The following is a 20392-nucleotide window of genomic DNA, read 5'->3' as shown; positions in this document are numbered from 1 at the left end:
GGCCGGAACAGGCCGTCGCCCCGCCGACCGACACCGCACGACCGCCGGGGACCGCCGGCGTCAGACGAACTCCGCCAGCCCGCCGAGGAAGCGCTCCACGTCGTCGAGGGTGTTGTAGGGAGCGAGCCCCGCGCGCAGGGCCGGATCGTCGAGCTTGAGCGCGGCGAACGGCTCGTGCGCGTAGAACGACCCCGCCGGTGCCACCACGCCCCGTGTCGCGAGGTGGGCCTGCGCCTCGCGCGCGTCGCGGCCCTCGAGGGTCATCAACAGGGTCGCCGTCCGGTCGGCGGCCCTGGAGTGCAGGGTGACGGCCTCGCCCAGATCGCCCAGCCCCTCCTCCATCCGGGCGCGCAAGGCCAGCTCGTGGGCGTGCAAGGAGTCCAGGGAGTGCGCCAGTCGCTCCCTGCGCGAGGTCGCCGTCCCCGGGTCCAGCGCGGCGAGGAAGTCGACGGCGGCGGTGGCACCGGCGAGGACCTCGTACGGCAGGGTGCCGAACTCGAAGCGCTCCGGCACGGCGTCCGTGGAGGGCAGCAGCTTGTCCGGACGCAGCGTCTCCAGGAACTCGGGCGCCGCCGCCAGCACCCCGCAGTGCGGTCCGAGGAACTTGTACGGCGAGCAGACGAACAGGTCCGCCCCGAGAGCGGGTACGTCGACCAGCGCGTGCGCGGCGTAGTGGACGCCGTCGACGTACACCAGGGCGCCCGCCTCGTGCGCCCGGTCGGCGATCCGCCGTACGGGCGGCCTGGTGCCCAGCACGTTCGAGGCGGCCGTGACCGCCACCAGCCTGGTCCGCGGTGACAGGGCCCGCTCGTAGGAGTCGAGGTCGAGTTCCGTGGTCCGCGGGTCGATCTCGATCCAGCGCACCGTCACCCCGGCGCGCTCGGCGGCCTGGATCCAGGGGCGGACGTTGGCGTCGTGGTCGAGGCGGCTGAGGACGATCTCGTCGCCCGCCCGCCAGGTCTTGGCCAGGTGCCGGGAGAAGTCGTACGTGAGCTGCGTGGCGCTGCGGCCGTGGACGATGCCGTTCGCCGGGGTGTTGAGCAGGTCGGCGAAGGCGCCGCGGAAGTCCGACACGGCGCGCTCGGCGTTCAGCTCCGAGGGGCTGACGGCCCCGCGGTTGGACAGGGGGCCGGTGAGGGTCGCGGCGACGGCGTCGGCGACCGGGCGCGGGGTCTGTGTCCCTCCGGGGCCGTCGAAGAAGGCGAGGCCGGTGTCGAGCGAGGGGAACTGGGCCCGCAGGGCGGGCAGATCGATGGCCATGACCTCTGCTTTCTGCCGGCGATTCCCGGCGTCGCGGTTCCTCTACTCTGGCCTCGGCCGTTCGACACGTAAAGCGACGGATCTCGAAGAGAAAGTTCATGAGCCATGAAGTCTCAGCCGGATCTGAAGCTTCTGGCCACCTTCCTGGCGGTGGTGCGCCGGGGTTCGATGGCCGAGGCGGCGGCGGAACTCGGCTATGTGCCCTCCGCGGTCTCCCAGCACATCGCCGCGCTCGAACGCGCGATGGGCGTCGAACTGATCGTCCGCCGTCCCGGCAGCCGGCTGATCCTCACCGCCGCCGGCCGCTCCCTCGCCCAGGTCACCGAGACGCTCTTCGACGCCACGGCACGCTTCCAGGACGCCGCCCAGGCCATCGCGGCCCAGGAGCTGGCCGAACTGCGGGTCGGGGTCTACCCGAGCGCGATGACATACCTGTTGCCCCAGGTCCTGGCCACGCTCCGGGAGCGCCGTCCGGGTCCGCGCATCCGTCTGGTGGTCGTGGAGACGGACGAGGGCGTGCCGCGGGTCCGGTCGGGCGACATCGACCTGCTCGTCGCCTACCGCTATCTGCCCGAGGACCCGCCGGTCCCGTCCGAGGCCCTGACCATCTCCGTCCTCGGGCGCGAACCGCTGGTCCTGGTCGCGGGCGCCGAGCCGGGCCGGGGCGGCCCGCCGGAGCTGGCCGACTGCCTGGAGCGCGACTGGGTCTCGGGCCACGCGAACAACCCCGACCGCCGCCTGCTGCACCGCTGGGCCGGGGAACTCGGCATCGCGCCCCGGGTGGCGCTGGAGACCGACGATCTGCACAGCATGCTCGCCATGGTCCGGGCCGGACTCGCGGTGGGCCTGATCCCGGCCACACTCCTCGGCCCGCACCGGAACCCGGGCGTCACCAGGGTCCCCCTGCCACCCGGCACCACCCCCCTGCACCGAGAAGTCCTCGCGGTAAGCCGCCCCGACACCCGCCCCCCGGTCTTGAACGACCTGGTCGCACTCCTGACGCGGGCGGTGGCGGACGTGGCGTCGCTGGAGGAGGCCGAGGGAAGCTGACGTGCCGTCCGCACGGGTGCGGGGCACGGGGGAGCGGGGGCTCGGTGGTTGTGGGGTCAGTAGACCGACAGGCCGTACTGGGCCAGCGGTTCCTGGATCGGTTGGTAGAAGGTGGTGCCGCCGCTCGTGCAGTTGCCGGAGCCGCCGGAGAGGATGCCGATGACCTTGTCGCCCGCGTAGAGGGGGCCGCCGCTGTCGCCGGGCTCGGCGCAGATGTTGGTGCGGATGAGGCCGTGGACGATGTGGCCGCCGGCGTAGTTGACGGTCGTGTTGAGCGCGGTGACCACACCGCAGCGGATGCCCGTGGTCGCGCCGCGACGGCAGACGCTCTGGCCGACGTAGGCGGTCGCCGTGCCGGTGACGTCGAGGGTGCCGATCGTGCCGGGGCGCGGTACCGCGTCGTTGGCGTAGCGGACGATGCCGAAGTCGTCGACCGGGAAGCTGGTGCCGGTGGTGGGGCCGATCACCGTGGTCTGGGCGGCACTGGTGTACCAGGTGCCCGCCGAGCCGGTGCAGTGGCCGGCGGTGACGAAGTAGTACGAGGTCCCGCTGCGCACGTTGACCCCGGCCGTGCAGCGCAGCCCGGACGCGAAGACCGCGTCGCCCCCGGACAGCAGGGTGCGCAGCCGTCCGTCGTGCCGTTCGAGGACGACGGTTCCGCCGGAGCGCGCGGCGAGCTGTCGCAGTCGTGCGAGACCGGGGGCCGGTACCGTCGCGTCGGCCTGCACGCGCAGGGTGCCGGTCCTGTCGTCGACCGCCCAGGACGTACCGGCGATGTCCAGTGCCTCCACGGCGGCGGAGGCGGTGCGCGGCGCGGTGTGGGGCGGGGGTGTGGCGGCGGCCGCGCCCGTTCCGGGCAGGGCGAGCACCGCCGCGGTGAGCAGGCTCAGGGCACAGGTGACCGACCGGAAACGTGCCGTCCTGCTACGGCGTGCTCGCATCGCCCACAACTCCCCGAGAACCGTTGGCTGGTTTGGTCAGGTCCGCCGGGCCCTGGAGGGAGCGGCGGTGGTGTGCTCAGGCGGGTCACGCGACGTGCGCGGGCCGCCTGTTGGGAACGGGCCGCGCCCATTGTGCCGGGGCGCCGGGACCGGTGGTAGGGCGCCTTCAAGCCGTGTGCGTACGCGTCCCGTCGCCCGTACGCGACGACGGGACGCGTCGGTGCTACGTCGTCAGGCGCCCTTCGGGGCCGCCTGCTGCACCACGTCGAAGGACCACAGCGTGGAACCGGAGGCCGCGGGGCGGGGCCGCTCGCCGCCCTCCGCGCCACCGCCCTGGTGGGCCGCCTTCATGGGGCCCTCCATCCACGCCTGGAACGACTCCTCGTCGCGCCAGCGCGTGTAGACGAGGTAGCTGTCGGTGCCCTCGACGGGCCGCAGGAGCTCGAACCACTCGAACCCGTCGGAGTTCTCCACGGCGTGCGCGCGGGAGGCGAAGCGCTTCTCCAGCGTCTCGCGCTGCTCGGCCGGGACGCTCAGTACATTGATCTTGACTACGCTCATGCCGCTCATCCTGCCGCACGGCGCTCCGTGGACGGCCGTCGCCCCGCGGCTGGGCGGACCGGCGGCCGGGCGGACCGGCGGCCTGGGCTCACCTCTCCTCGGCGAGCAGTTCCCCCAGCCGCTCGCCCGCCGCCCAGCGACGGAGCGCGAGACCGTCGAGCAGGTGGGTCCTGCCGTCCCGGGTGGCCCACCGGACGTCGCGGGCGGCGAAAGAGCCCCGGTGCACGACCAGGTGGAGGACCTCCTCGTCCCGCTTCCCGCGGCGGGGGTGGGGATGGGCCGCGTCCTCGTCGGGGAGCGGTTCAGCGACCGGCCGGAAGGCCACGTCCAGATGCCGGCCCTCGGCGTTGCGCGCGCAGACGCGCGGCCGGTCGGCGGCCGGAATCAGCCGTACCCGCCAGCCGTCCCGGCGCAGCATCCGGGCGACGGCCAGCGCGAGGCCCTCGGTGTCGAGTTCGAGCAGCTCGTCCCGGGTGTAGTACCCGACGCGCCGACGGGCGCCCGGCCGTCGGCGGCGCAGCCAGAGGGCGACGGCACCCGTCACGGCCAGGGCCCCGGTGACCGGTGCGGCGATGCCCAGGGCGCGATAGCCGAGGGCCAGCAGGGCGACCAGGCAGCACACCGACGTGACGAACAGGGCGAGCGGCGGGAGCACTTCACGGAACCTGGGCCCGTAGAGCCCGCGGGCCCGCAGCAGCCGAACCGCCTGCCGGCGCCGCGCGCGGCGGGACGCGCGGGGCCCGGACGTCGAAGACACGCGCGCCAACCGTCAGCCCCCCATGCCTCCCGATGCCACCCGACTTGTGGATACCCACTGAGCGGTCAAGTAGCTGACGAATCACGGCAATTAGGCGGCGCACGACCATGCGGGGAGGTGCGCGGACGTGTGGGGGAGCGCGTGGGGGCGCACGGGGGAGTACTCGGTGACCGGCGGAGTGCTCGGTGTCCCGGAAGCGCGGATCTCTCTCAGGCGGCGCCCGCCACGGCCGTCAGCGGGGTGAGCGCGGCGTATTCCAGCGGTGCCGACGGGTCGATCGACACGTCCAGAGGGGCGGGTTCGGCGCCGGAGCGGACCAGGAGGTCGCCGACCGCGGCGATCATCGCGCCGTTGTCCGTGCACAGCCGCAGCGGAGGCACCCGCAACTCGATCCCCGCGGCCCGGCACCGCTCCTCGGCGAGCGACCGCACCCGCGAGTTCGCGGCGACCCCGCCCACCACGACCAGCGTGCCCACGCCGTACTCGGCGCAGGCCGCGACCGCCTTGCGGGTCAGTACGTCGGCCACCGCCTCCTGGAGCGAGGCCGCGCCGTCGGCCACCGGCAGCTCACGCCCCGCGTGCCCCTCCGCCCAGCGCGCGGCCGCCGTCTTCAGGCCGGAGAACGAGAACGCGTACGGGTCGTCCCGCGGACCGGTCAGCGGCCGCGGGAACGCCACCGCCCGCGGATCACCCGTACGGGCCACCCGGTCCACGGCCGGACCGCCGGGATACGGCAGGCCGAACACCCGGGCCACCTTGTCGAAACACTCCCCGGCCGCGTCGTCGAGCGTGTCGCCGAGGTGGACGATCGGATCGCGCACCAGGTCACGCACGAGCAGCAGTGAGGTGTGACCGCCCGAGACGATCAGCACCACGCACGGATCGGGCAGCGGCCCGTGCTCCAGCGTGTCGGCGGCCACGTGCCCGGCGAGATGGTGCACCCCGTACAGCGGAACCCCCAGCGCGTAGGCGACGCCCTTCGCCCCGGCCAGGCCCACCTGGAGCGCGCCCGACAGGCCCGGCCCGGTGGTCACGGCGACCGCGCCGATGTCGGACAGCCGCAGCCCCGCCTCGTCCAGCGCCCGCCGGATCACCGGCCGCAGCGCCTGGAGGTGTGCCCGGGAGGCGATCTCGGGCACGACCCCGCCGAAGCGGGCGTGCTCGTCCATGCTCGACGCCAGCGCCTGGCCCAGCAGCCGTCCGTCCCGGACCAGCCCCGCGCCGGTCTCGTCGCAGGACGACTCGATGCCCAGCACGATCGGTGACCCCATACCCGCCTCTTTCTGCCTGCATATCGCTATTGCAAGTAGTGTGCAATAAGAGCCCCGGGATGTGTACCCGAGCGCGAACCCGCTGGTGGCCGCCCAGTAGAGTGCGCCCCTGATATCACCGCGCGTTGCCGCCGAGTCCCGAGGTGCCGAGCTTTGACCGCCGTACGTCCACAACCGCCGACCCCCGCCGTGACCGTCGTCGGCATCGGGGCCGACGGCTGGGACGGGCTGCCCGAGGCATCACGCGCCGCGCTGCGGGACGCCGAGGTCCTGATCGGCGCCCCCCGTCAACTGGCCCTGCTCCCCGCCCCCTGCGCCGGCGAGCGCGTCGCGTGGCCCTCGCCGCTGCGCCCCGCCGTCCCCGTGCTGCTCGCGGCCCACGCGGGCCGCCGCATCGCCGTACTGGCCAGCGGGGACCCGATGTTCTACGGCATCGGGCGCGCCCTCGCCGAGGAACTGCGCGAGACGGGCGGCCCACGTGTTCTTCCCCACCCTTCCTCCGTGTCCTGGGCCACGGCCCGGCTCGGGTGGCCCCAGGAGGACGTCGAGGTCGTCACGCTCGTCGGCCGCCCCACCGCCCGCCTCGCCGCCGCCCTGCACGAGGGTCGGCGGATCCTCGTCCTGAGTGCCGACGCCACCACGCCCGCAGCCGTCGCCGCCCTCCTGCGCGACCGCGGCTTCGGGCCGAGCCGGATGCGCGTCCTGGAACAGCTGGGCGGGCCGAAGGAACACCTGGGCGCCGAGAGCGCCGCCGACGACTGGCCCCGCGAGGGCGCGGTCGGTGACCCCCTCAACCTCGTCGCCGTCGAGTGCCGCCGCTCCCCGGACGCCCTCCGGCTCGGCGCGGTGCCCGGCCTGCCCGACGAGGCGTACGAGCACGACGGCCAGCTCACCAAGCGGCACATCCGCGCCGCGACCCTGGGCGCGCTGGCCCCCGCGCCCGGCGAGGTGCTCTGGGACGTCGGCGGCGGTTCGGGCTCGATCGCCGTCGAGTGGATGCGTGTCCACCCGTCCTGCCGCGCCTACACCGTCGAGCGCGACCCGGTACGGGCCGAGCGCATCGCCCGCAACGCCGACCGCCTCGGCGTGCCCGGACTCGTCGTCGTCACCGGCCCGGCGCCCGCCGCGCTCGCCGAACTGCCCCCGCCGCACGCCGTGTTCGTGGGCGGCGGACTCACCGCACCCGGCCTCCTCGACGCCTGCTGGCAGGCGCTGCCCGCCGGCGGGAGGCTGGTGGCGAACACCGTGACCCTGGAGTCCGAGGCGCTGCTCGCGGACGCCCGCCGACGGCACGGCGGCGAACTGGTGCGGCTCGCCGTCGCGCACGCCGTCCCGGTGGGCGGCTTCACCGGGTGGCGGCAGGCGATGCCCGTGACCCAGTGGGCCGTACGGAAGACCCTCGACCCCCTTGCAGGAGTGGACACATGACCGTGTACTTCATCGGCGCCGGACCCGGTGCCGCCGACCTGATCACGGTCCGCGGTGCCCGGACGCTCGCCGCCTGCCGGGTCTGCCTGTACGCGGGCAGCCTGGTCCCGCGCGAACTGCTCGCCGAATGCCCGCCGGACGCACGGCTGGTGGACACCGCCGACCTCAACCTCGACCAGATCACCGAGGAGTTGGTGCGCGCCCACGAGCAGGGGCACGACGTGGCGCGGCTGCACTCCGGGGACCCGTCCGTCTTCAGCGCGGTCGCCGAGCAGATGCGCAGACTGGACGCGGCCGGGGTGCCCTACGAGGTCGTCCCGGGCGTCCCGGCCTTCGCCGCCGCCGCTGCCGCCCTGAAGCGGGAACTGACCGTGCCCACCGTCGGCCAGACGGTCATCCTCACCCGCGTCGCCAACCGGGCCACCCCCATGCCCGAGGGCGAGGACCTGGCCACCCTCGGCCGCAGCGGCGCGCTGATCGTGCTGCACCTCGCCGCCAAGCTGGTCGACCGTGTGGTCGGCGAGCTGCTGCCGCACTACGGAGCCGACTGCCCCGCTGCGGTCGTCGCCTACGCCTCCCGCCCGGACGAACTGGTCATCCGCGGCTCGCTCGGCGAGATCGCCGGAAAGCTCAAGGAGTCCGGGGTGGAACGCACCGCCGTCATCATGGTGGGGCGGACGCTGGGCGCGGAGCAGTTCCGCGACAGCCACCTGTACTCGGCGGAACGCGAACGGCACGTCTGCTGACGGAGGTTGCGACGATGGACGAGGAAGTCATCCCGATCCTGCGGGTCCGGGACGCCGCCGTCGCGGTCGCCTGGTACGCGCGGCTGGGCTTCACCCAGGGCTGGGAACATCGGTTCGAGCCGGGACTGCCCGTCTTCACCGAGGTGACGCGCGGACGGGTCCGGCTGTTCCTCTCGGAGCACGAGGGGGACGCACGGCCGGACACCCTCGTGTACCTGCGGCTCGCCGACCTCGACGCCGTCGCCGCGGAGTTCGGCGTGGTGCCCGAGGAGGCGCCCTGGGGCCGCGAACTGGAGCTGCGGGACCCCGACGGCAACCGGCTGCGCGTGGGCGCGGCCGACGCGTGAGCGGTAGCCGCGCTCACGCCACCGTGCTGCGCCCCACCACCGTCCCGGCCCGGTCGATGCAGATCACGTCGACGGCGACCGGCGCCCCGCGCAGCACGGACAGCGCCTCGTCGCGGGCGGCCGTGGCGACCAGGTCGCCGAGCGGCACCCCGGCGGCCAGGCACAACTGGAGCGCGGCGAGACCGGTGTTGGCCTCGGCCACCGCGCCCGCCAGCGTCTCGTCCGCGCCCCCGCGCCGGGCGAGGCCGGCGAGGAAGCCCTTGTCGACCTGGGAGCGGGCGGAGTGCAGGTCGAGGTGGCCGGCGGCGAGCTTCGACAGCTTCGCGAAGCCGCCGCACACGGTCAGCCGGTCCACCGGATGGCGGCGGACGTACTTGAGCACCGCGCCCGCGAAGTCACCCATGTCCAGCAGGGCGTCCTCGGGCAGCCCGTACTCGGCGACGACCGTCTTCTCCGACGTCGACCCGGTGCACCCGGCGACATGCGTGCGGCCCGCCGCCCGCGCCACGTCCACGCCCCGCCGGATCGAGTCGATCCACGCCGAGCAGGAGTACGGCACCACGATCCCGGTCGTGCCGAGGATCGACAGCCCGCCGAGGATGCCCAGACGGGGGTTCCAGGTGGAGCGGGCGATCTCCTCGCCGTGGTCCACGGAGACGGTGATCTCCACGTCGCCGGTGCCGCCGTGCCGGGCCGCCACCTCGGCCACGTGGTCGCGCATCATCTGCCGCGGCACGGGATTCACCGCCGGTTCGCCGACGGGCAGCGGCAGACCGGGACGGGTGATCGTCCCGACGCCCGGCCCGGCCCGGAACACCACGCCCGCCCCCGCGGCCAGCGGCCGCACCGTGGCCCGGATCAGCGCCCCGTGCGTGACGTCCGGGTCGTCGCCCGCGTCCTTCACGACGCCCGCCGTCGCGAACCCGTCGCCCAGGTCCTCCACCGCCAGGGCGAACGCCGGGGTGTGCCCCCTGGGCAGGGTGATCGTCACCGGGTCGGGGAACTCCCCGGTCAGCAGCGCCGTGTACGCCGCCGTCGTGGCGGCCGTGGCGCAGGCGCCGGTGGTCCACCCCGGCCGCAGCCCGGTGTGCTCCAGCTGGGCCCTTCGGCCGCCCTTGACTTCGTTGCTCATGAACGGACCTGGACTTCCATGCATGTACTGATTCTCGGCGGGACCACGGAATCCCGCCGACTTGCCGAACTGCTCCACGGGACGCCGGGCCTCACCCTGACGAGTTCCCTCGCCGGGCGCGTCACCAGCCCCCGGCTCCCTCCGGGCGAGGTCAGGATCGGCGGCTTCGGCGGTGCGGAGGGCCTGGCCGCGTGGCTCGCCGAGCACCGGGTGGACGCGCTCATCGACGCCACCCATCCCTTCGCCGGAACGATCAGTTTCAACGCGGCGCTGGCCGCCGCCACCGCCCATGTTCCCCTGCTCGCGCTGCGCCGTCCCGGCTGGGTCCCCGTACCGGGCGACGACTGGCACGAGGCCGCCTCCCTGGAGGAGGCCGCCGCGCTGCTGCCCGCCCTGGGCGGGCGGGTGTTCCTCACCACCGGGCGGATGGGCCTGGCCGCCTTCGCCGGGCTGGACGAGCTGTGGTTCCTGGTGCGGTCCGTCGACCCGCCCGAGGCCCCGCACCCGGCCCGGATGGAGGTGCTGCTCGACCGGGGGCCCTTCGACCTCGACGGGGAGCGGGAGCTGTTGCGCCGCCACCGGGTCGACGTCGTCGTGACGAAGGACAGCGGCGGAGCGGCCACGGCACCGAAACTCACGGCCGCCCGGGAGGCCGGGGTGCCCGTGGTCGTGGTGCGCCGTCCGCCGGTGCCGGAGGGGGTGACCGTCGCGGACGGCCCCGAGGAGGCCGCCCGCTGGGTCCGGGGACTCCGGGGGAGCGGCGGCCCGGACGCCCACGGACTGTGAAGCGGGAGAGCGGTCCGGTCGGCCTTGGGTGGTGAGGCGGGGGAGCGGTCCGGTCGGCCTTGGGTGGTGGGGCGGGAGTGCGGCCCGGTCGGACTTGGGCGGTGGAGCAGGGGTGCGGCCCGGTCGGCCTTGGAGGGGGAAGCGGGGGACCGCCCCGGTCACCGGGCGCGGTGGACCGGGGAGCGGCTGCGCACAGGCGCCGCCGCTCCCCGCGCTCACGCCTCCGGATACCGGCGCGGGGTCCAGACGATCCGCGTGCCGTCCCCCCGCTGCACGGCCCGCGTCTGCGAGGAGCCGATCAGCAGGATCGTGCGCATGTCCACCTCCGCCGGATCCAGCTCGCCCAGCTCCACGATCCGCACGCTCTCGTCCGGGCCGCCCACGTCCCGCGCGACCACCACGGGAGTGTCGGCCGCCCGGTGCTCCAGCAGCAGGTCACGGGCCTGCCCCACCTGCCAGGTACGGCTGCGGGAACCGGGGTTGTACAGCGCCAGCACCAGGTCGGCGGCGGCCGCGGCGCGCAGCCGTTCCGCGATGACCTCCCAGGGCTTGAGCCGGTCCGACAGGGAGATGGTGGCGTAGTCGTGCCCGAGCGGGGCACCGGCGCGGGCCGCCGCCGCGTTCGCCGCGGTCACCCCGGGCAGCACCCGTACCGGGACGTCCGTGTACTCCTTCTGCGAGGCGGCCTCCAGCACCGCGGTCGCCATCGCGAAGACCCCGGGGTCACCACCCGAGACCACGGCGACCCGGCGGCCCCGCCGGGCCAGCTGGAGCGCGAACTCGGCACGCTCGGCCTCGACCCGGTTGTCACTGCCGTGCCGCGCCTGGCCCGCGCGTACCGGCACCCGGTCCAGGTACGTGGTGTAGCCGACCAGGTCGTCGGCGTCCGCGAGGGCGCCCCGGGTCTGCGGCGTCAGCCACAGCGGACCGGCCGGACCGGTGCCCACCACCACGACCTCGCCCCGCTCCCGGGCCTCGGGCCGCTCGGCGTCCACCCGGCTGGGCAGCACGGCGACCGAGAAGTACGGCACCGACGCCGGGTCCACCTCCGCCAGCTCCCCGACCCGTTCGCCTTCCATGGTGGCCCGCTCGACGTACCGCGCCTCGGCCAGCCGGCCCGAACTCTCCAGCGCGCCGCGCACCTTGGTGAACGTCCGGCCCAGCTTCATCACCACGGCCGTGTCCGTCGAGGCCAGCCGGGCCGCCAGCTCCTCCTCCGGCAGCGTGCCCGGCAGGATGGTCAGCACCTCCTCGCCCTCGACGAGCGGGGTGCCCAGGCGGGCCGCGGCCGCGGACACCGAGGTGACACCGGGCACGACCTCCGTCTCGTACCGGTCGGCGAGCCGCTTGTGCATGTGCATGTAGGAGCCGTAGAAGAGCGGGTCGCCCTCGGCGAGGACCGCGACCGTGCGCCCGGCGTCGAGGTGTGCGGCGAGCCGCGCCGACGCCTCGGCGTAGAAGTCCTCCATGGCGCCCTTGTAGCCGCCGGGGTGGTCGGTGGTCTCCGTGGTGACGGGATAGACCAGCCGCTCCTCGATGTGGTCGGCGCGGAGGTGGCGGGCGGCGATCGACCGGGCGATCGACCGGCCGTGCCGCGCGCTGTGGTACGCGATCACATCCGCCGCGGCGATCACCTCGACCGCCCGTACGGTCATCAGGGACGGGTCGCCGGGGCCGAGCCCGACTCCGTACAGCCGCCCGGCCGCCGTCTGCTCGCCGCTCACTCTTCCTCACTCGCGATCGCGTTGAGCGCGGCGGCGGCGATGGCACTGCCACCCCGGCGTCCGCGCACCACCAGGTACTCCAGACCGGACTCGTTCGCCGCCAGGGCCTCCTTGGACTCGGCGGCACCGATGAAGCCGACCGGCACGCCTATGACGGCGGCGGGCCGGGGCGCGCCCGCCTCGACCATCTCCAGCAGCTGGAACAGGGCGGTGGGCGCGTTGCCGACGGCGACCACCGCGCCCTCCAGCCGGTCCCGCCACAGCTCCAGCGCGGCCGCGCTGCGCGTGGTGCCGAGCCGCGCGGCGAGGGCCGGGACGGCCGGGTCGGAGAGCGTGCACAGCACCTCGTTGTCGGCGGGCAGCCGCTTGCGGGTCACCCCGCTCGCGACCATCTGCACATCGGTGAGGATGGGTGCCCCGGCGCGCAGCGCCGCACGGGCGCGGGACACGACGGCGGGCGAGTGGGCGAGGTCCTCGACGAGGTCGACCATCCCGCAGGCGTGGATCATCCGGACCGCGACCTGGCTGACGTCGGCCGGCAGGCCCGCCAGGTCCGCCTCCGCGCGGATGGTGGCGAAGGACTGCCGGTAGATCGCCGCGCCGTCCTTCTCATATGCGTACGTGGTCACGGGCTCTCTCGCTGCTTTCGGTCGTAAGGCGGGCTTTGCACGGGCCCGTCCGGCTCTTGAGGGTGGTGCGTACCCCGCGGGGGCACGCGGTCGTGCGGCTCAGGGGGCGATCGCCGCCAGGGCGGCGGCCAGGGCCTGTTCCAGGTTTCCCGGCTGCCCCGCGACGCCCGGCCCTGGGGCGGTCGGTCCGGCCATGGTGGTGGTGCGGGGCTCCGCTTCGGCCACCGCGGTCGACACCCGGTATCCGCCCTCGGGGACGGCGACCAGATCGATCCGGTCGCCCGGCGGATGCCCGCAGCGGCGTTCGCAGCCGGACCAGTACAGCGGCAGGCCGCGCGGACCGGTCGCGGCCAGGGCCGCGGCCGCGTCGGCCCTCACGTCCGCCCGCGACTTGGCGCACCCCGGGCTGCCGATGCACGCGCCGACCCGCGGCCAGGGCGAGCCGGGGTCGACGACGAGGCCGTCGGCGGCGACACCGTCCAGGACCGGGTCCGGGGGCGGCGCCGATGTGGGAAGTACCACACCGCGCCACGGAGTCAGCCGCAGTTCGCCGGCGGCCAGAGCGGCCAGAGCGGCCAGTCCACGCCACTGGGCGGCCGAGAGACGGCCCAGGGGAACGTGCACGGACAGAGAGTCGCCGATCACTCCCGGCGGCGGCCCCGGGGTGGACGCGGGGGCCCTGTCCACGCGCTCGTGAGGCAGGCCGCCCACCGTCAGTGCGGCAGCGACCAGTTCGAGGAACTCCGCTCCGTTCAAAGGGAGTTCGGTGACCCGCCAGACGCGCCCCTCGTTCGCCGAAGCGGCCTTCAGGAACGTCTCGGCGGCCGTCAACGCGGCTCGGGGCGCGTCCTCCTCGGATACCCGGAGCGCCTCCGGGTGCGCCCCCAGGGCGAGTTCCGCGCCCCCGTCGCCCGTCGCCCGCACGGTCACGTCCGCGCCGAGCGCCGCGACATCACCGCGCCCGTCGTCCAACGCGAACAGAAAACGGCCGGAAAGGGACGGCGTCGCGGCGCTCGCGCACAGCCCCGCGTCGAGGGCCGTCAGCCAGGGCCGTACGTCGGTCCGGCCCCGTCCGTCGAGCCCGGACAGGGGCGAGGCCACGATGTTGCGGACCCGTTCGTGCGGGGGCGAGGGCAGCAGTCCGGCCGCGTCCAGCGCCGCCGCCAACTCCCCACCGCAGCCGTCCTCCAGGCCCCGCACCTGCACGTTCCCGCGGGAGGTCAGATGCAGATCCCCGTCGCCCAGCCGCTGCGCCACGTCCGCCAGCGCCCCGGCCTGCGGAACGCTCAGGACCCCGCCGGGGATCCGTATCCGGGCCAGGGCCCCGTCGTCCGCGGCGTGCAGCCGCAAGGTCCCCGGGCAGGCGTCCCCGGAGCCCCGTGCGACCACGGTGGCCTGGGGCGATGAGTTGTGGGAAGCCGGCATGGCGGCGAGCATACCTACCCCCACCTGGGGTGTACTCCCGCCCCGGATGTGGTGCCCCTTACTATGACCAGCGGTGGATCATCCCGGTCCGCCATCGCCATGACGGCGACAGGGGAGGAAGCCCGGTGAGACTCCGGCGCGGTCCCGCCACTGTGAGCCCGGCCCCCACGGTCCGGGCGAGTCAGGAACTCCCGCCGTCCGACACCGCCCGGGGCGCGGACACCCCGAGGAAGGCAGACGCCGCATGCCGCGTTCATCCGGGGCCACCCCCGAGCACTCCCGCATCCTCCTGCTGTCGACGTCCGACACCGACCTGCTCAGCGCCCGTGCGGCGGCCGGTCCGGTCGAGTACCGCTTCGCCAACCCGGCCCGGCTGGCCCTCGACGACCTGCCCGGACTCCTCGACGGCGTCGACCTGACCGTCGTACGCCTCCTCGGCGGCCTGCGCGCCTGGCAGGAGGGGATCGACCTGCTCCTCGCCGACGGCCGCCCGGTCGTCGTCCTCACCGGCGAACAGGCCCCGGACGCCCAGCTCATGGCCGCCTCCACCGTCCCGGTCGGGATCGCCGCCGAGGCCCACGCCTACCTCGCGCACGGCGGCCCCGCCAACCTGGAGCAGCTGGCCCGCTTCCTCTCCGACACCGTCCTGCTCACCGGGCACGGCTTCGAGGCACCCGCGGCGGCTCCCGGCTGGGGCCCGCTGGAGCGCGCGGCCCGCGCCGACGCGGACGGCCCGACCATCGCCGTGCTCTACTACCGCGCCCACCACATGAGCGGCAACACCGCCTTCGTCGGCACCCTGTGCGACGCGATCGAGGACGCGGGCGCCCGGCCGCTGCCTCTGTACGTGGCCTCCCTGCGCAGCCCCGAGCCCGAGCTGATCGAGGAACTCCGGGCCGCCGACGCGATCGTGACCACCGTCCTCGCGGCGGGCGGCACCAAGCCGGCCGAGGCCTCCGCGGGCGGGGACGACGAATCCTGGGACGCGGGCGCGCTCACCGGCCTGGACGTGCCGATCCTCCAGGCCCTGTGCCTCACCGGCTCACGCGCCGACTGGGAGGAGAACGACGAGGGCGTCTCCCCGCTCGACGCGGCCAGCCAGATCGCCGTCCCGGAGTTCGACGGCCGGCTCATCACCGTCCCGTTCTCCTTCAAGGAGATCGACCCAGACGGCCTCCCCGCCTATGTCGCCGACCCCGAGCGCGCCGCCCGCGTCGCCGGAATCGCCGTACGCCACGCGCGACTTCGGCACATCGCCAACGCCGACAAGCGGGTCGCGCTCGTCCTGTCCGCCTACCCCACCAAGCACTCCCGCATCGGCAACGCGGTCGGCCTGGACACCCCCGCCAGCGCGGTCGCCCTGCTGCGCCGGCTGCGCGACGAGGGCTACGACTTCGGCGGCGCCGACATCCCCGGCCTCGCCTCCGGGGACGGCGACGAGCTGATCCGCGCGCTGATCGAGGCGGGCGGCCACGACCAGGACTGGCTCACCGAGGAGCAGCTCGCCCGCAACCCGGTCCGCATCCCGGCCGCCGACTACCGCCGCTGGTACGACGAGCTGCCCGAGGAGCTGCGCACCGCGGTGGAGCGGCACTGGGGTCCGGCGCCCGGCGAGATGTTCCTCGACCGCAGCCGCAACCCGGAGGGCGACATCGTCCTCGCGGCGCTGCGCTTCGGGAACCTGCTGATCCTCATCCAGCCCCCGCGCGGTTTCGGCGAGAACCCCATCGCCATCTACCACGACCCCGACCTGCCGCCCTCCCACCACTACCTGGCCGCGTACCGCTGGATCGCCGCCCGCGCCGACGACGGCGGCTTCGGCGCCGACGCGATGATCCACCTCGGCAAGCACGGCAACCTGGAGTGGCTGCCCGGCAAGAACGCGGGCCTGTCCGCCGCCTGCGGCCCCGACGCCGCCCTCGGCGACCTCCCGCTGATCTACCCCTTCCTGGTCAACGACCCCGGCGAGGGCACCCAGGCCAAGCGCCGGGTCCACGCCACCCTCGTCGACCACCTGGTCCCGCCGATGGCCCGCGCCGACTCCTACGGCGACATCGCGCGCCTGGAGCAACTCCTCGACGAGTACGCCCAGATCTCCTCCATGGACCCCGCCAAGCTCCCGGCGATCAGGGCCCAGATCTGGACCCTCATCCAGGCTGCGAAGCTCGACCACGACCTCGGCCTCGACGACCGCCCCGAGGACGACGGCTTCGACGACTTCCTGCTGCACGTCGACGGCTGGCTGTGCGAGGTCAAGGACGCCCAGATCCGTGACGGTCTGCATGTCCTCGGCACCCCGCCGGGCGGCGCGGACCGCGTCAACCTGGTCCTCGCGATCCTCCGGGCCCGCCAGATCTGGGGCGGCACCACCGCCCTGCCCGGCCTGCGCGAGGCGCTCGGCCTCGACGAGTCCGCCGCGACCCGCACCACCGCCGACGAGGCCGAGGACGAGGCCCGCGCCCTGGTCGAGCGGATGGAGGAACTCGGCTGGGACCCCGACTCCGCGCCGGACTCGCACGGCGAACAGGTCACCGCCATCCTGGAGTTCGCCGCCCGCGAGGTCGTCCCGCGGCTGGCCGCGACCACCCTCGAACTCCACCATGTCGTGCACGCCCTCAACGGCGGCTTCGTCCCGGCCGGCCCCTCGGGCTCCCCGCTGCGCGGCCTGGTCAACGTCCTTCCGACGGGCCGCAACTTCTACTCCGTCGATCCCAAGGCCGTCCCCTCCCGCCTCGCCTGGGAGACCGGGCAGGCCCTCGCCGACTCCCTGCTGGAGCGCTACCGCACGGACAACGGCGACTGGCCCACGTCCGTCGGCCTGTCCCTGTGGGGCACCAGCGCCATGCGCACGGCGGGCGACGACGTGGCCGAGGCCCTCGCCCTGCTCGGCGTCCGCCCCGTCTGGGACGACGCCTCCCGCCGTGTGACGGGCCTGGAGCCCGTCCCGCAGGAGGAGTTGGGCCGCCCCCGCGTCGACGTCACCCTGCGTATCTCGGGCTTCTTCCGCGACGCGTTCCCGCACACCGTCGCCCTGCTCGACGACGCCGTGCGGCTCGCCGCCTCGCTCGACGAACCGGCGGAACTCAACCGGGTACGGGCCCATGTCCAGGCCGACCTCGCCGAGCACGGTGACGAACGCCGCGCCACCACCCGCATCTTCGGCTCCCGTCCCGGCACCTACGGGGCCGGCCTCCTCCAGCTCATCGACTCCCGCGACTGGCGCACCGACGCGGACCTCGCCGAGGTGTACACCGTCTGGGGCGGCTACGCCTACGGGCGTGAACTCGACGGCCGCCCGGCCCGCGAGGAGATGGAGACGGCGTACAAGCGCATCGAGGTGGCCGCGAAGAACACGGACACCCGCGAGCACGACATCGCCGACTCCGACGACTACTTCCAGTACCACGGCGGCATGGTGGCCACCGTCCGCGCCCTGCGCGGCACCGCCCCCGAGGCGTACATCGGCGACTCCACGCGGCCCGAGACGGTGCGCACCCGCACCCTGGTCGAGGAGACCTCCCGGGTCTTCCGGGCCCGGGTGGTCAACCCGAAGTGGATCGAGGCGATGCGCCGCCACGGCTACAAGGGCGCCTTCGAACTCGCCGCGACCGTGGACTACTTGTTCGGCTACGACGCCACCACCGGGGTCATCGCCGACTGGATGTACGACAAGCTCACCGAGACCTACGTGCTGGACCCGGTCAACCGGGAGTTCCTCCAGGAGGCCAACCCCTGGGCCCTGCACGGCATCGCCGAGCGGCTGCTGGAGGCGGAGTCCCGCGGCATGTGGGAGAAGCCCGACCCGGCGGTCCTGGACGCGCTGCGCCAGGTCTACCTGGAGACCGAGGGAGATCTGGAGGGCGAGGACTGACGGTTCCTCACCCCCTCACGAAGGGCCCGTGCGCCGAGTGCGCCGGGCCCTTCGGCATGTCCGGAGCCTCCTCCAGCGGTCCTCGTGCGACACGGCAGTGGTCCTAGGTCCAATGCCTGATCGAGAAGCTGTCGCTCATACTGTTAGCGTGCAGTTGCACATCATTCGCAATAACGTCGGAGGACGTTGGACATGGCGCTTTACACGCTCCCGGAACTTCCCTACGACTACGCCGCGCTGGCTCCCGTGATCAGCCCCGAGATCATCGAGCTGCACCACGACAAGCACCACGCGGCGTACGTGAAGGGGGCCAACGACACGCTGGAGCAGCTCGCCGAGGCGCGGGACAAGGAGACGTGGGGCTCGATCAACGGGCTGGAGAAGAACCTGGCCTTCCACCTCTCCGGCCACATCCTGCACAGCATCTACTGGCACAACATGACCGGCGACGGCGGCGGTGAGCCGCTGGCCGCGGACGGTGTCGGCGACCTCGCGGACGCCCTCACCGAGTCCTTCGGCTCCTTCGCCGCCTTCAAGTCCCAGCTGACCAAGGCCTCGGCCACCACCCAGGGCTCGGGCTGGGGCGTGCTCGCCTACGAGCCGCTCAGCGGCCGGCTCATCGTCGAGCAGATCTACGACCACCAGGGCAACGTCGGCCAGGGTTCCACCCCGATCCTGGTCTTCGACGCCTGGGAGCACGCCTTCTACCTTCAGTACAAGAACCAGAAGGTCGACTTCATCGAGGCGATGTGGCAGGTCGTCAACTGGCAGGACGTGGCCAGGCGCTACGCCGCCGCCAAGGAGCGCGGCGACAGCCTGCTCCTCGCGCCGTGACGGCGTAGCACCAGCACGCGGAGGGCCCCCACGAGCACATCACTCGCGGGGGCCCTCCCGTCGTGCGCCCGCCGGTCCCGGAGCGCGGATCCGGGCGCGTGCCAGAATGGGTGGGCTCCGTTCAGCGTCTTCGCCGTGATCCCACGAGGTACTCCGTGACCAAGCCCGTCGCCCGCGAGCCGCAGCGACGCAACTCCCGCTCGAACCGTGCGCGCATCCTCGCCACGGCCCGCCGGGAGCTGGGCCGGAACCCCGACATCACCCTGGAGGAGCTGGCGCGCGCCTCCGGAGTCGTACGGCGCACCCTGTTCGGGCACTTCCCCGGCCGGGCCGCGCTGCTGGAGGCGCTGGCCGAGGAGGCGTCGCAGACGCTGCTCGGCGCGGTCGCGACCGGAGTGCGGCCCGAGGAGCCGGCCGAGCGCGCCCTCGCGTACTTCGTACGGTCGATCTGGCCGGTGGGCGACCGCTACCGGCTGCTGCTGGCGCTGGCCCGGCACGACCTGGGTCCGGAGCGGGTGTCCGAGATCCTCAGCCCGGCCCGTGACGCGGTCACGGCCATCCTGGAGCGGGGCCAGCGGGACGGCGTCTTCCACACCCATCTGCCGCCCGCCGTGCTGAGCGCCGCGCTGGAGGGGATGACCTTCGCCCTGCTGGAGGAGGTCAACACCGGCGCGCTGGAGGACGACGGAAGCCGGGCGGCCGTCGCCTCGCTCATCGCGGCCGGGGTGCCGGAGAAGCAGGCGTCGGCCGTGGTCGACGACATCGACGTGCCCGTCCTCGGCGACGACTGAGCGGACGGCGGCGGCCCGGCTCAGGTGTTCCGCGGCGCGGACTCCCTGGCCGTACCGCCCTGTTCGGCCTCGGGGGTGAAGGTCACCGAGCTGCCCGAGAAGCGGGCGGTGAGCCCCTCGGGCGTCGTCGTGACCGAGCGCAGGGTCAGTCCGCGAGGGATGTTCCGCAGCTGGACGGGCTGTTCGAAGACCTTGTCGAGGAGCTTCCGCCCGATCCCGGGCAGCGCGCCGCCGGTGACGCGGAAGTCCCGGAAGGCGATGCGGTTGCCGGACAGGGCCGAGACCGTCGTCGTCACGGTGACCTGGTCGGCGAAGGGCAGGACGATCAGGGCGGCGACCTCGCCGGGGCTGCCGCCCTGAGAGATCTCCACGCCGAGCGCGTTCGAGACGTCCGGGTACGACAGGCGGGCGGTCGCCTCGGCGCCGCGGGCGCGGGCCTCGCCGCCGTCGTCGGACCGGCGCAGATCGCGCAGCCGCAGTTCGAGTTCGGACACCGGCAGCGGACGGTCCGCGCCGTGCGCGGGTATGTCGTGCGCGGTGATGTCCACCTGGCGCAGGGTGCCGGAGACCAGTTGGGTCACGACGGGGAAGCCGCGGATGTGCACCTCGGGCGGCAGCTCCGTGCCCATGCCCTCCTGGAAGGCCTGGGCCGTGCGTGCCTCCGCCCGCGACGCCAGGAACCGGTCGAGGGCCACGGGCAGCAGGGTGAGAGCGAGCACGGCGGCAGCCGCGACGACGAGGGGCCGCCGCGGCCGGCGCGGCCGTTCGGGCTCGTGGGCCTCGTACAGGGTGTCGTCGCCGTACTCGTCGTAGGCGTACGGGGAGTGGTGCATGGCGGG

18 protein-coding genes and 1 riboswitch are annotated in these 20392 nt (G+C 74.1%); of the genes, 8 read left to right on the top strand and 10 right to left on the bottom strand.

All coding sequences use genetic code 11. The features are described 5' to 3' along the window. Positions 1-60: 60 nt before the first annotated feature. Positions 61-1260 carry a cysteine desulfurase-like protein gene (locus AB0E07_RS37310; RefSeq protein WP_362262144.1) on the bottom strand — a complete coding sequence of 400 codons (1200 nt, stop codon included), beginning with the start codon at positions 1258-1260 and terminating at the stop codon, positions 61-63. 105 nt (positions 1261-1365) lie between these two features. On the opposite strand from AB0E07_RS37310, the gene AB0E07_RS37305 reads away from it, so the two are divergent. Beyond that, the gene (locus AB0E07_RS37305) at positions 1366-2310 is read left to right on the top strand and encodes a LysR family transcriptional regulator (protein WP_362262141.1); all 945 of its coding nucleotides are present in this window, start codon (positions 1366-1368) and stop codon (positions 2308-2310) included. 56 nt (positions 2311-2366) lie between these two features. Here the strand turns inward: AB0E07_RS37305 and AB0E07_RS37300 are convergent, their stop codons facing one another. From AB0E07_RS37300 to tsaD, 4 genes are all read right to left on the bottom strand, one after another. Then, entirely contained in the window at positions 2367-3251 is an 885-nt protein-coding gene (locus AB0E07_RS37300) for a S1 family peptidase (protein WP_362262139.1), read from the bottom strand. Positions 3252-3482: 231 nt separating this feature from the next. After that, positions 3483-3812, bottom strand: a complete 330-nt coding sequence (locus AB0E07_RS37295) for an antibiotic biosynthesis monooxygenase (protein ID WP_362262136.1) — start codon at positions 3810-3812, stop codon at positions 3483-3485. A gap of 88 nt (positions 3813-3900) precedes the next feature. Continuing rightward, a complete protein-coding gene (locus AB0E07_RS37290; RefSeq protein WP_362262134.1) occupies positions 3901-4569 on the bottom strand; it encodes a hypothetical protein in 669 nt (222 codons plus the stop codon). A gap of 209 nt (positions 4570-4778) precedes the next feature. Beyond that, positions 4779-5840, bottom strand: a complete 1062-nt coding sequence (tsaD, locus tag AB0E07_RS37285) for a tRNA (adenosine(37)-N6)-threonylcarbamoyltransferase complex transferase subunit TsaD (RefSeq protein WP_362262131.1) — start codon at positions 5838-5840, stop codon at positions 4779-4781. Positions 5841-5993: 153 nt separating this feature from the next. On the opposite strand from tsaD, the gene cbiE reads away from it, so the two are divergent. The 3 genes from cbiE to AB0E07_RS37270 are packed head-to-tail and all read left to right on the top strand — an operon-like array spanning position 5994 to position 8361. Then, on the top strand, positions 5994-7268 hold the full coding sequence (gene cbiE / locus AB0E07_RS37280; RefSeq protein WP_362262129.1) for a precorrin-6y C5,15-methyltransferase (decarboxylating) subunit CbiE: 1275 nt from the start codon (positions 5994-5996) through the stop codon (positions 7266-7268). Next, complete coding sequence (gene cobM, locus AB0E07_RS37275; protein ID WP_362262127.1) at positions 7265-8014, top strand: precorrin-4 C(11)-methyltransferase; 750 nt, start codon at positions 7265-7267, stop codon at positions 8012-8014. Before cbiE ends, cobM begins: the two co-directional genes overlap by 4 nt. A 14-nt stretch (positions 8015-8028) precedes the next feature. Further along, positions 8029-8361, top strand: a complete 333-nt coding sequence (locus AB0E07_RS37270; RefSeq protein WP_362262124.1) for a glyoxalase superfamily protein — start codon at positions 8029-8031, stop codon at positions 8359-8361. Positions 8362-8374: 13 nt separating this feature from the next. On the opposite strand, the gene AB0E07_RS37265 is transcribed toward AB0E07_RS37270, so the two are convergent. Beyond that, positions 8375-9493 (bottom strand): cobalt-precorrin-5B (C(1))-methyltransferase, encoded by a 1119-nt coding sequence (locus AB0E07_RS37265; protein WP_362262121.1) that lies wholly within the window; start codon positions 9491-9493, stop codon positions 8375-8377. 18 nt (positions 9494-9511) lie between these two features. Between AB0E07_RS37265 and AB0E07_RS37260 the strand changes: the two genes are divergently transcribed. Continuing rightward, on the top strand, positions 9512-10279 hold the full coding sequence (locus tag AB0E07_RS37260) for a cobalt-precorrin-6A reductase (protein ID WP_362262119.1): 768 nt from the start codon (positions 9512-9514) through the stop codon (positions 10277-10279). Positions 10280-10494: 215 nt separating this feature from the next. On the opposite strand, the gene AB0E07_RS37255 is transcribed toward AB0E07_RS37260, so the two are convergent. The 3 genes from AB0E07_RS37255 to cobG form a co-directional block, all read right to left on the bottom strand. Continuing rightward, complete coding sequence (locus AB0E07_RS37255; protein ID WP_362262117.1) at positions 10495-12003, bottom strand: precorrin-2 C(20)-methyltransferase; 1509 nt, start codon at positions 12001-12003, stop codon at positions 10495-10497. Continuing rightward, positions 12000-12632: a precorrin-8X methylmutase gene (locus tag AB0E07_RS37250; RefSeq protein WP_362262114.1), complete on the bottom strand. Its 633-nt coding sequence runs from the start codon at positions 12630-12632 to the stop codon at positions 12000-12002. Before AB0E07_RS37250 ends, AB0E07_RS37255 begins: the two co-directional genes overlap by 4 nt. A 99-nt stretch (positions 12633-12731) precedes the next feature. After that, positions 12732-14069, bottom strand: coding sequence for a precorrin-3B synthase (gene cobG / locus AB0E07_RS37245; protein WP_362262112.1), 1338 nt, complete (start codon positions 14067-14069; stop codon positions 12732-12734). Between the two features lie 102 nt (positions 14070-14171). Then, positions 14172-14248, top strand: a riboswitch (cobalamin riboswitch). Between the two features lie 53 nt (positions 14249-14301). Here cobG and cobN point away from each other — a divergent pair. From cobN to AB0E07_RS37230, 3 genes are all read left to right on the top strand, one after another. Continuing rightward, positions 14302-17928, top strand: coding sequence for a cobaltochelatase subunit CobN (gene cobN, locus AB0E07_RS37240; protein ID WP_362262110.1), 3627 nt, complete (start codon positions 14302-14304; stop codon positions 17926-17928). Between the two features lie 192 nt (positions 17929-18120). Continuing rightward, on the top strand, positions 18121-18762 hold the full coding sequence (locus AB0E07_RS37235) for a superoxide dismutase (protein WP_362262107.1): 642 nt from the start codon (positions 18121-18123) through the stop codon (positions 18760-18762). Positions 18763-18917: 155 nt separating this feature from the next. Further along, positions 18918-19553, top strand: coding sequence for a TetR family transcriptional regulator (locus AB0E07_RS37230; RefSeq protein WP_362262105.1), 636 nt, complete (start codon positions 18918-18920; stop codon positions 19551-19553). A 20-nt stretch (positions 19554-19573) separates the two neighbouring features. On the opposite strand, the gene AB0E07_RS37225 is transcribed toward AB0E07_RS37230, so the two are convergent. Next, positions 19574-20386, bottom strand: a complete 813-nt coding sequence (locus AB0E07_RS37225; protein ID WP_362262102.1) for a DUF2993 domain-containing protein — start codon at positions 20384-20386, stop codon at positions 19574-19576. Positions 20387-20392: the final 6 nt, after the last annotated feature.

Origin of the sequence: Streptomyces sp. NPDC048002 (genome assembly GCF_040653275.1) — a bacterium.
Lineage (GTDB): Bacteria > Actinomycetota > Actinomycetes > Streptomycetales > Streptomycetaceae > Streptomyces.
Note: the sequence above shows the minus strand (reverse complement) of the source record. Positions and strands in the feature narration are given on the sequence as shown.

Bases quoted from the DNA above. Each gene is read 5' to 3' on its own strand.
- AB0E07_RS37305 (WP_362262141.1), top strand. From the start codon at position 1,366: ATGAAGTCTCAGCCGGATCTGAAGCTTCTGGCCACCTTCCTGGCGGTG.
- AB0E07_RS37310 (WP_362262144.1), bottom strand. From the start codon at position 1,260: ATGGCCATCGATCTGCCCGCCCTGCGGGCCCAGTTCCCCTCGCTCGAC.
- tsaD (WP_362262131.1), bottom strand. From the start codon at position 5,840: ATGGGGTCACCGATCGTGCTGGGCATCGAGTCGTCCTGCGACGAGACC.
- AB0E07_RS37235 (WP_362262107.1), top strand. From the start codon at position 18,121: ATGGCGCTTTACACGCTCCCGGAACTTCCCTACGACTACGCCGCGCTG.
- cobM (WP_362262127.1), top strand. From the start codon at position 7,265: ATGACCGTGTACTTCATCGGCGCCGGACCCGGTGCCGCCGACCTGATC.
- AB0E07_RS37265 (WP_362262121.1), bottom strand. From the start codon at position 9,493: ATGAGCAACGAAGTCAAGGGCGGCCGAAGGGCCCAGCTGGAGCACACC.
- AB0E07_RS37270 (WP_362262124.1), top strand. From the start codon at position 8,029: ATGGACGAGGAAGTCATCCCGATCCTGCGGGTCCGGGACGCCGCCGTC.
- AB0E07_RS37225 (WP_362262102.1), bottom strand. From the start codon at position 20,386: ATGCACCACTCCCCGTACGCCTACGACGAGTACGGCGACGACACCCTG.
- AB0E07_RS37300 (WP_362262139.1), bottom strand. From the start codon at position 3,251: ATGCGAGCACGCCGTAGCAGGACGGCACGTTTCCGGTCGGTCACCTGT.
- AB0E07_RS37260 (WP_362262119.1), top strand. From the start codon at position 9,512: ATGCATGTACTGATTCTCGGCGGGACCACGGAATCCCGCCGACTTGCC.
- cobN (WP_362262110.1), top strand. From the start codon at position 14,302: ATGCCGCGTTCATCCGGGGCCACCCCCGAGCACTCCCGCATCCTCCTG.
- AB0E07_RS37295 (WP_362262136.1), bottom strand. From the start codon at position 3,812: ATGAGCGTAGTCAAGATCAATGTACTGAGCGTCCCGGCCGAGCAGCGC.
- cobG (WP_362262112.1), bottom strand. From the start codon at position 14,069: ATGCTCGCCGCCATGCCGGCTTCCCACAACTCATCGCCCCAGGCCACC.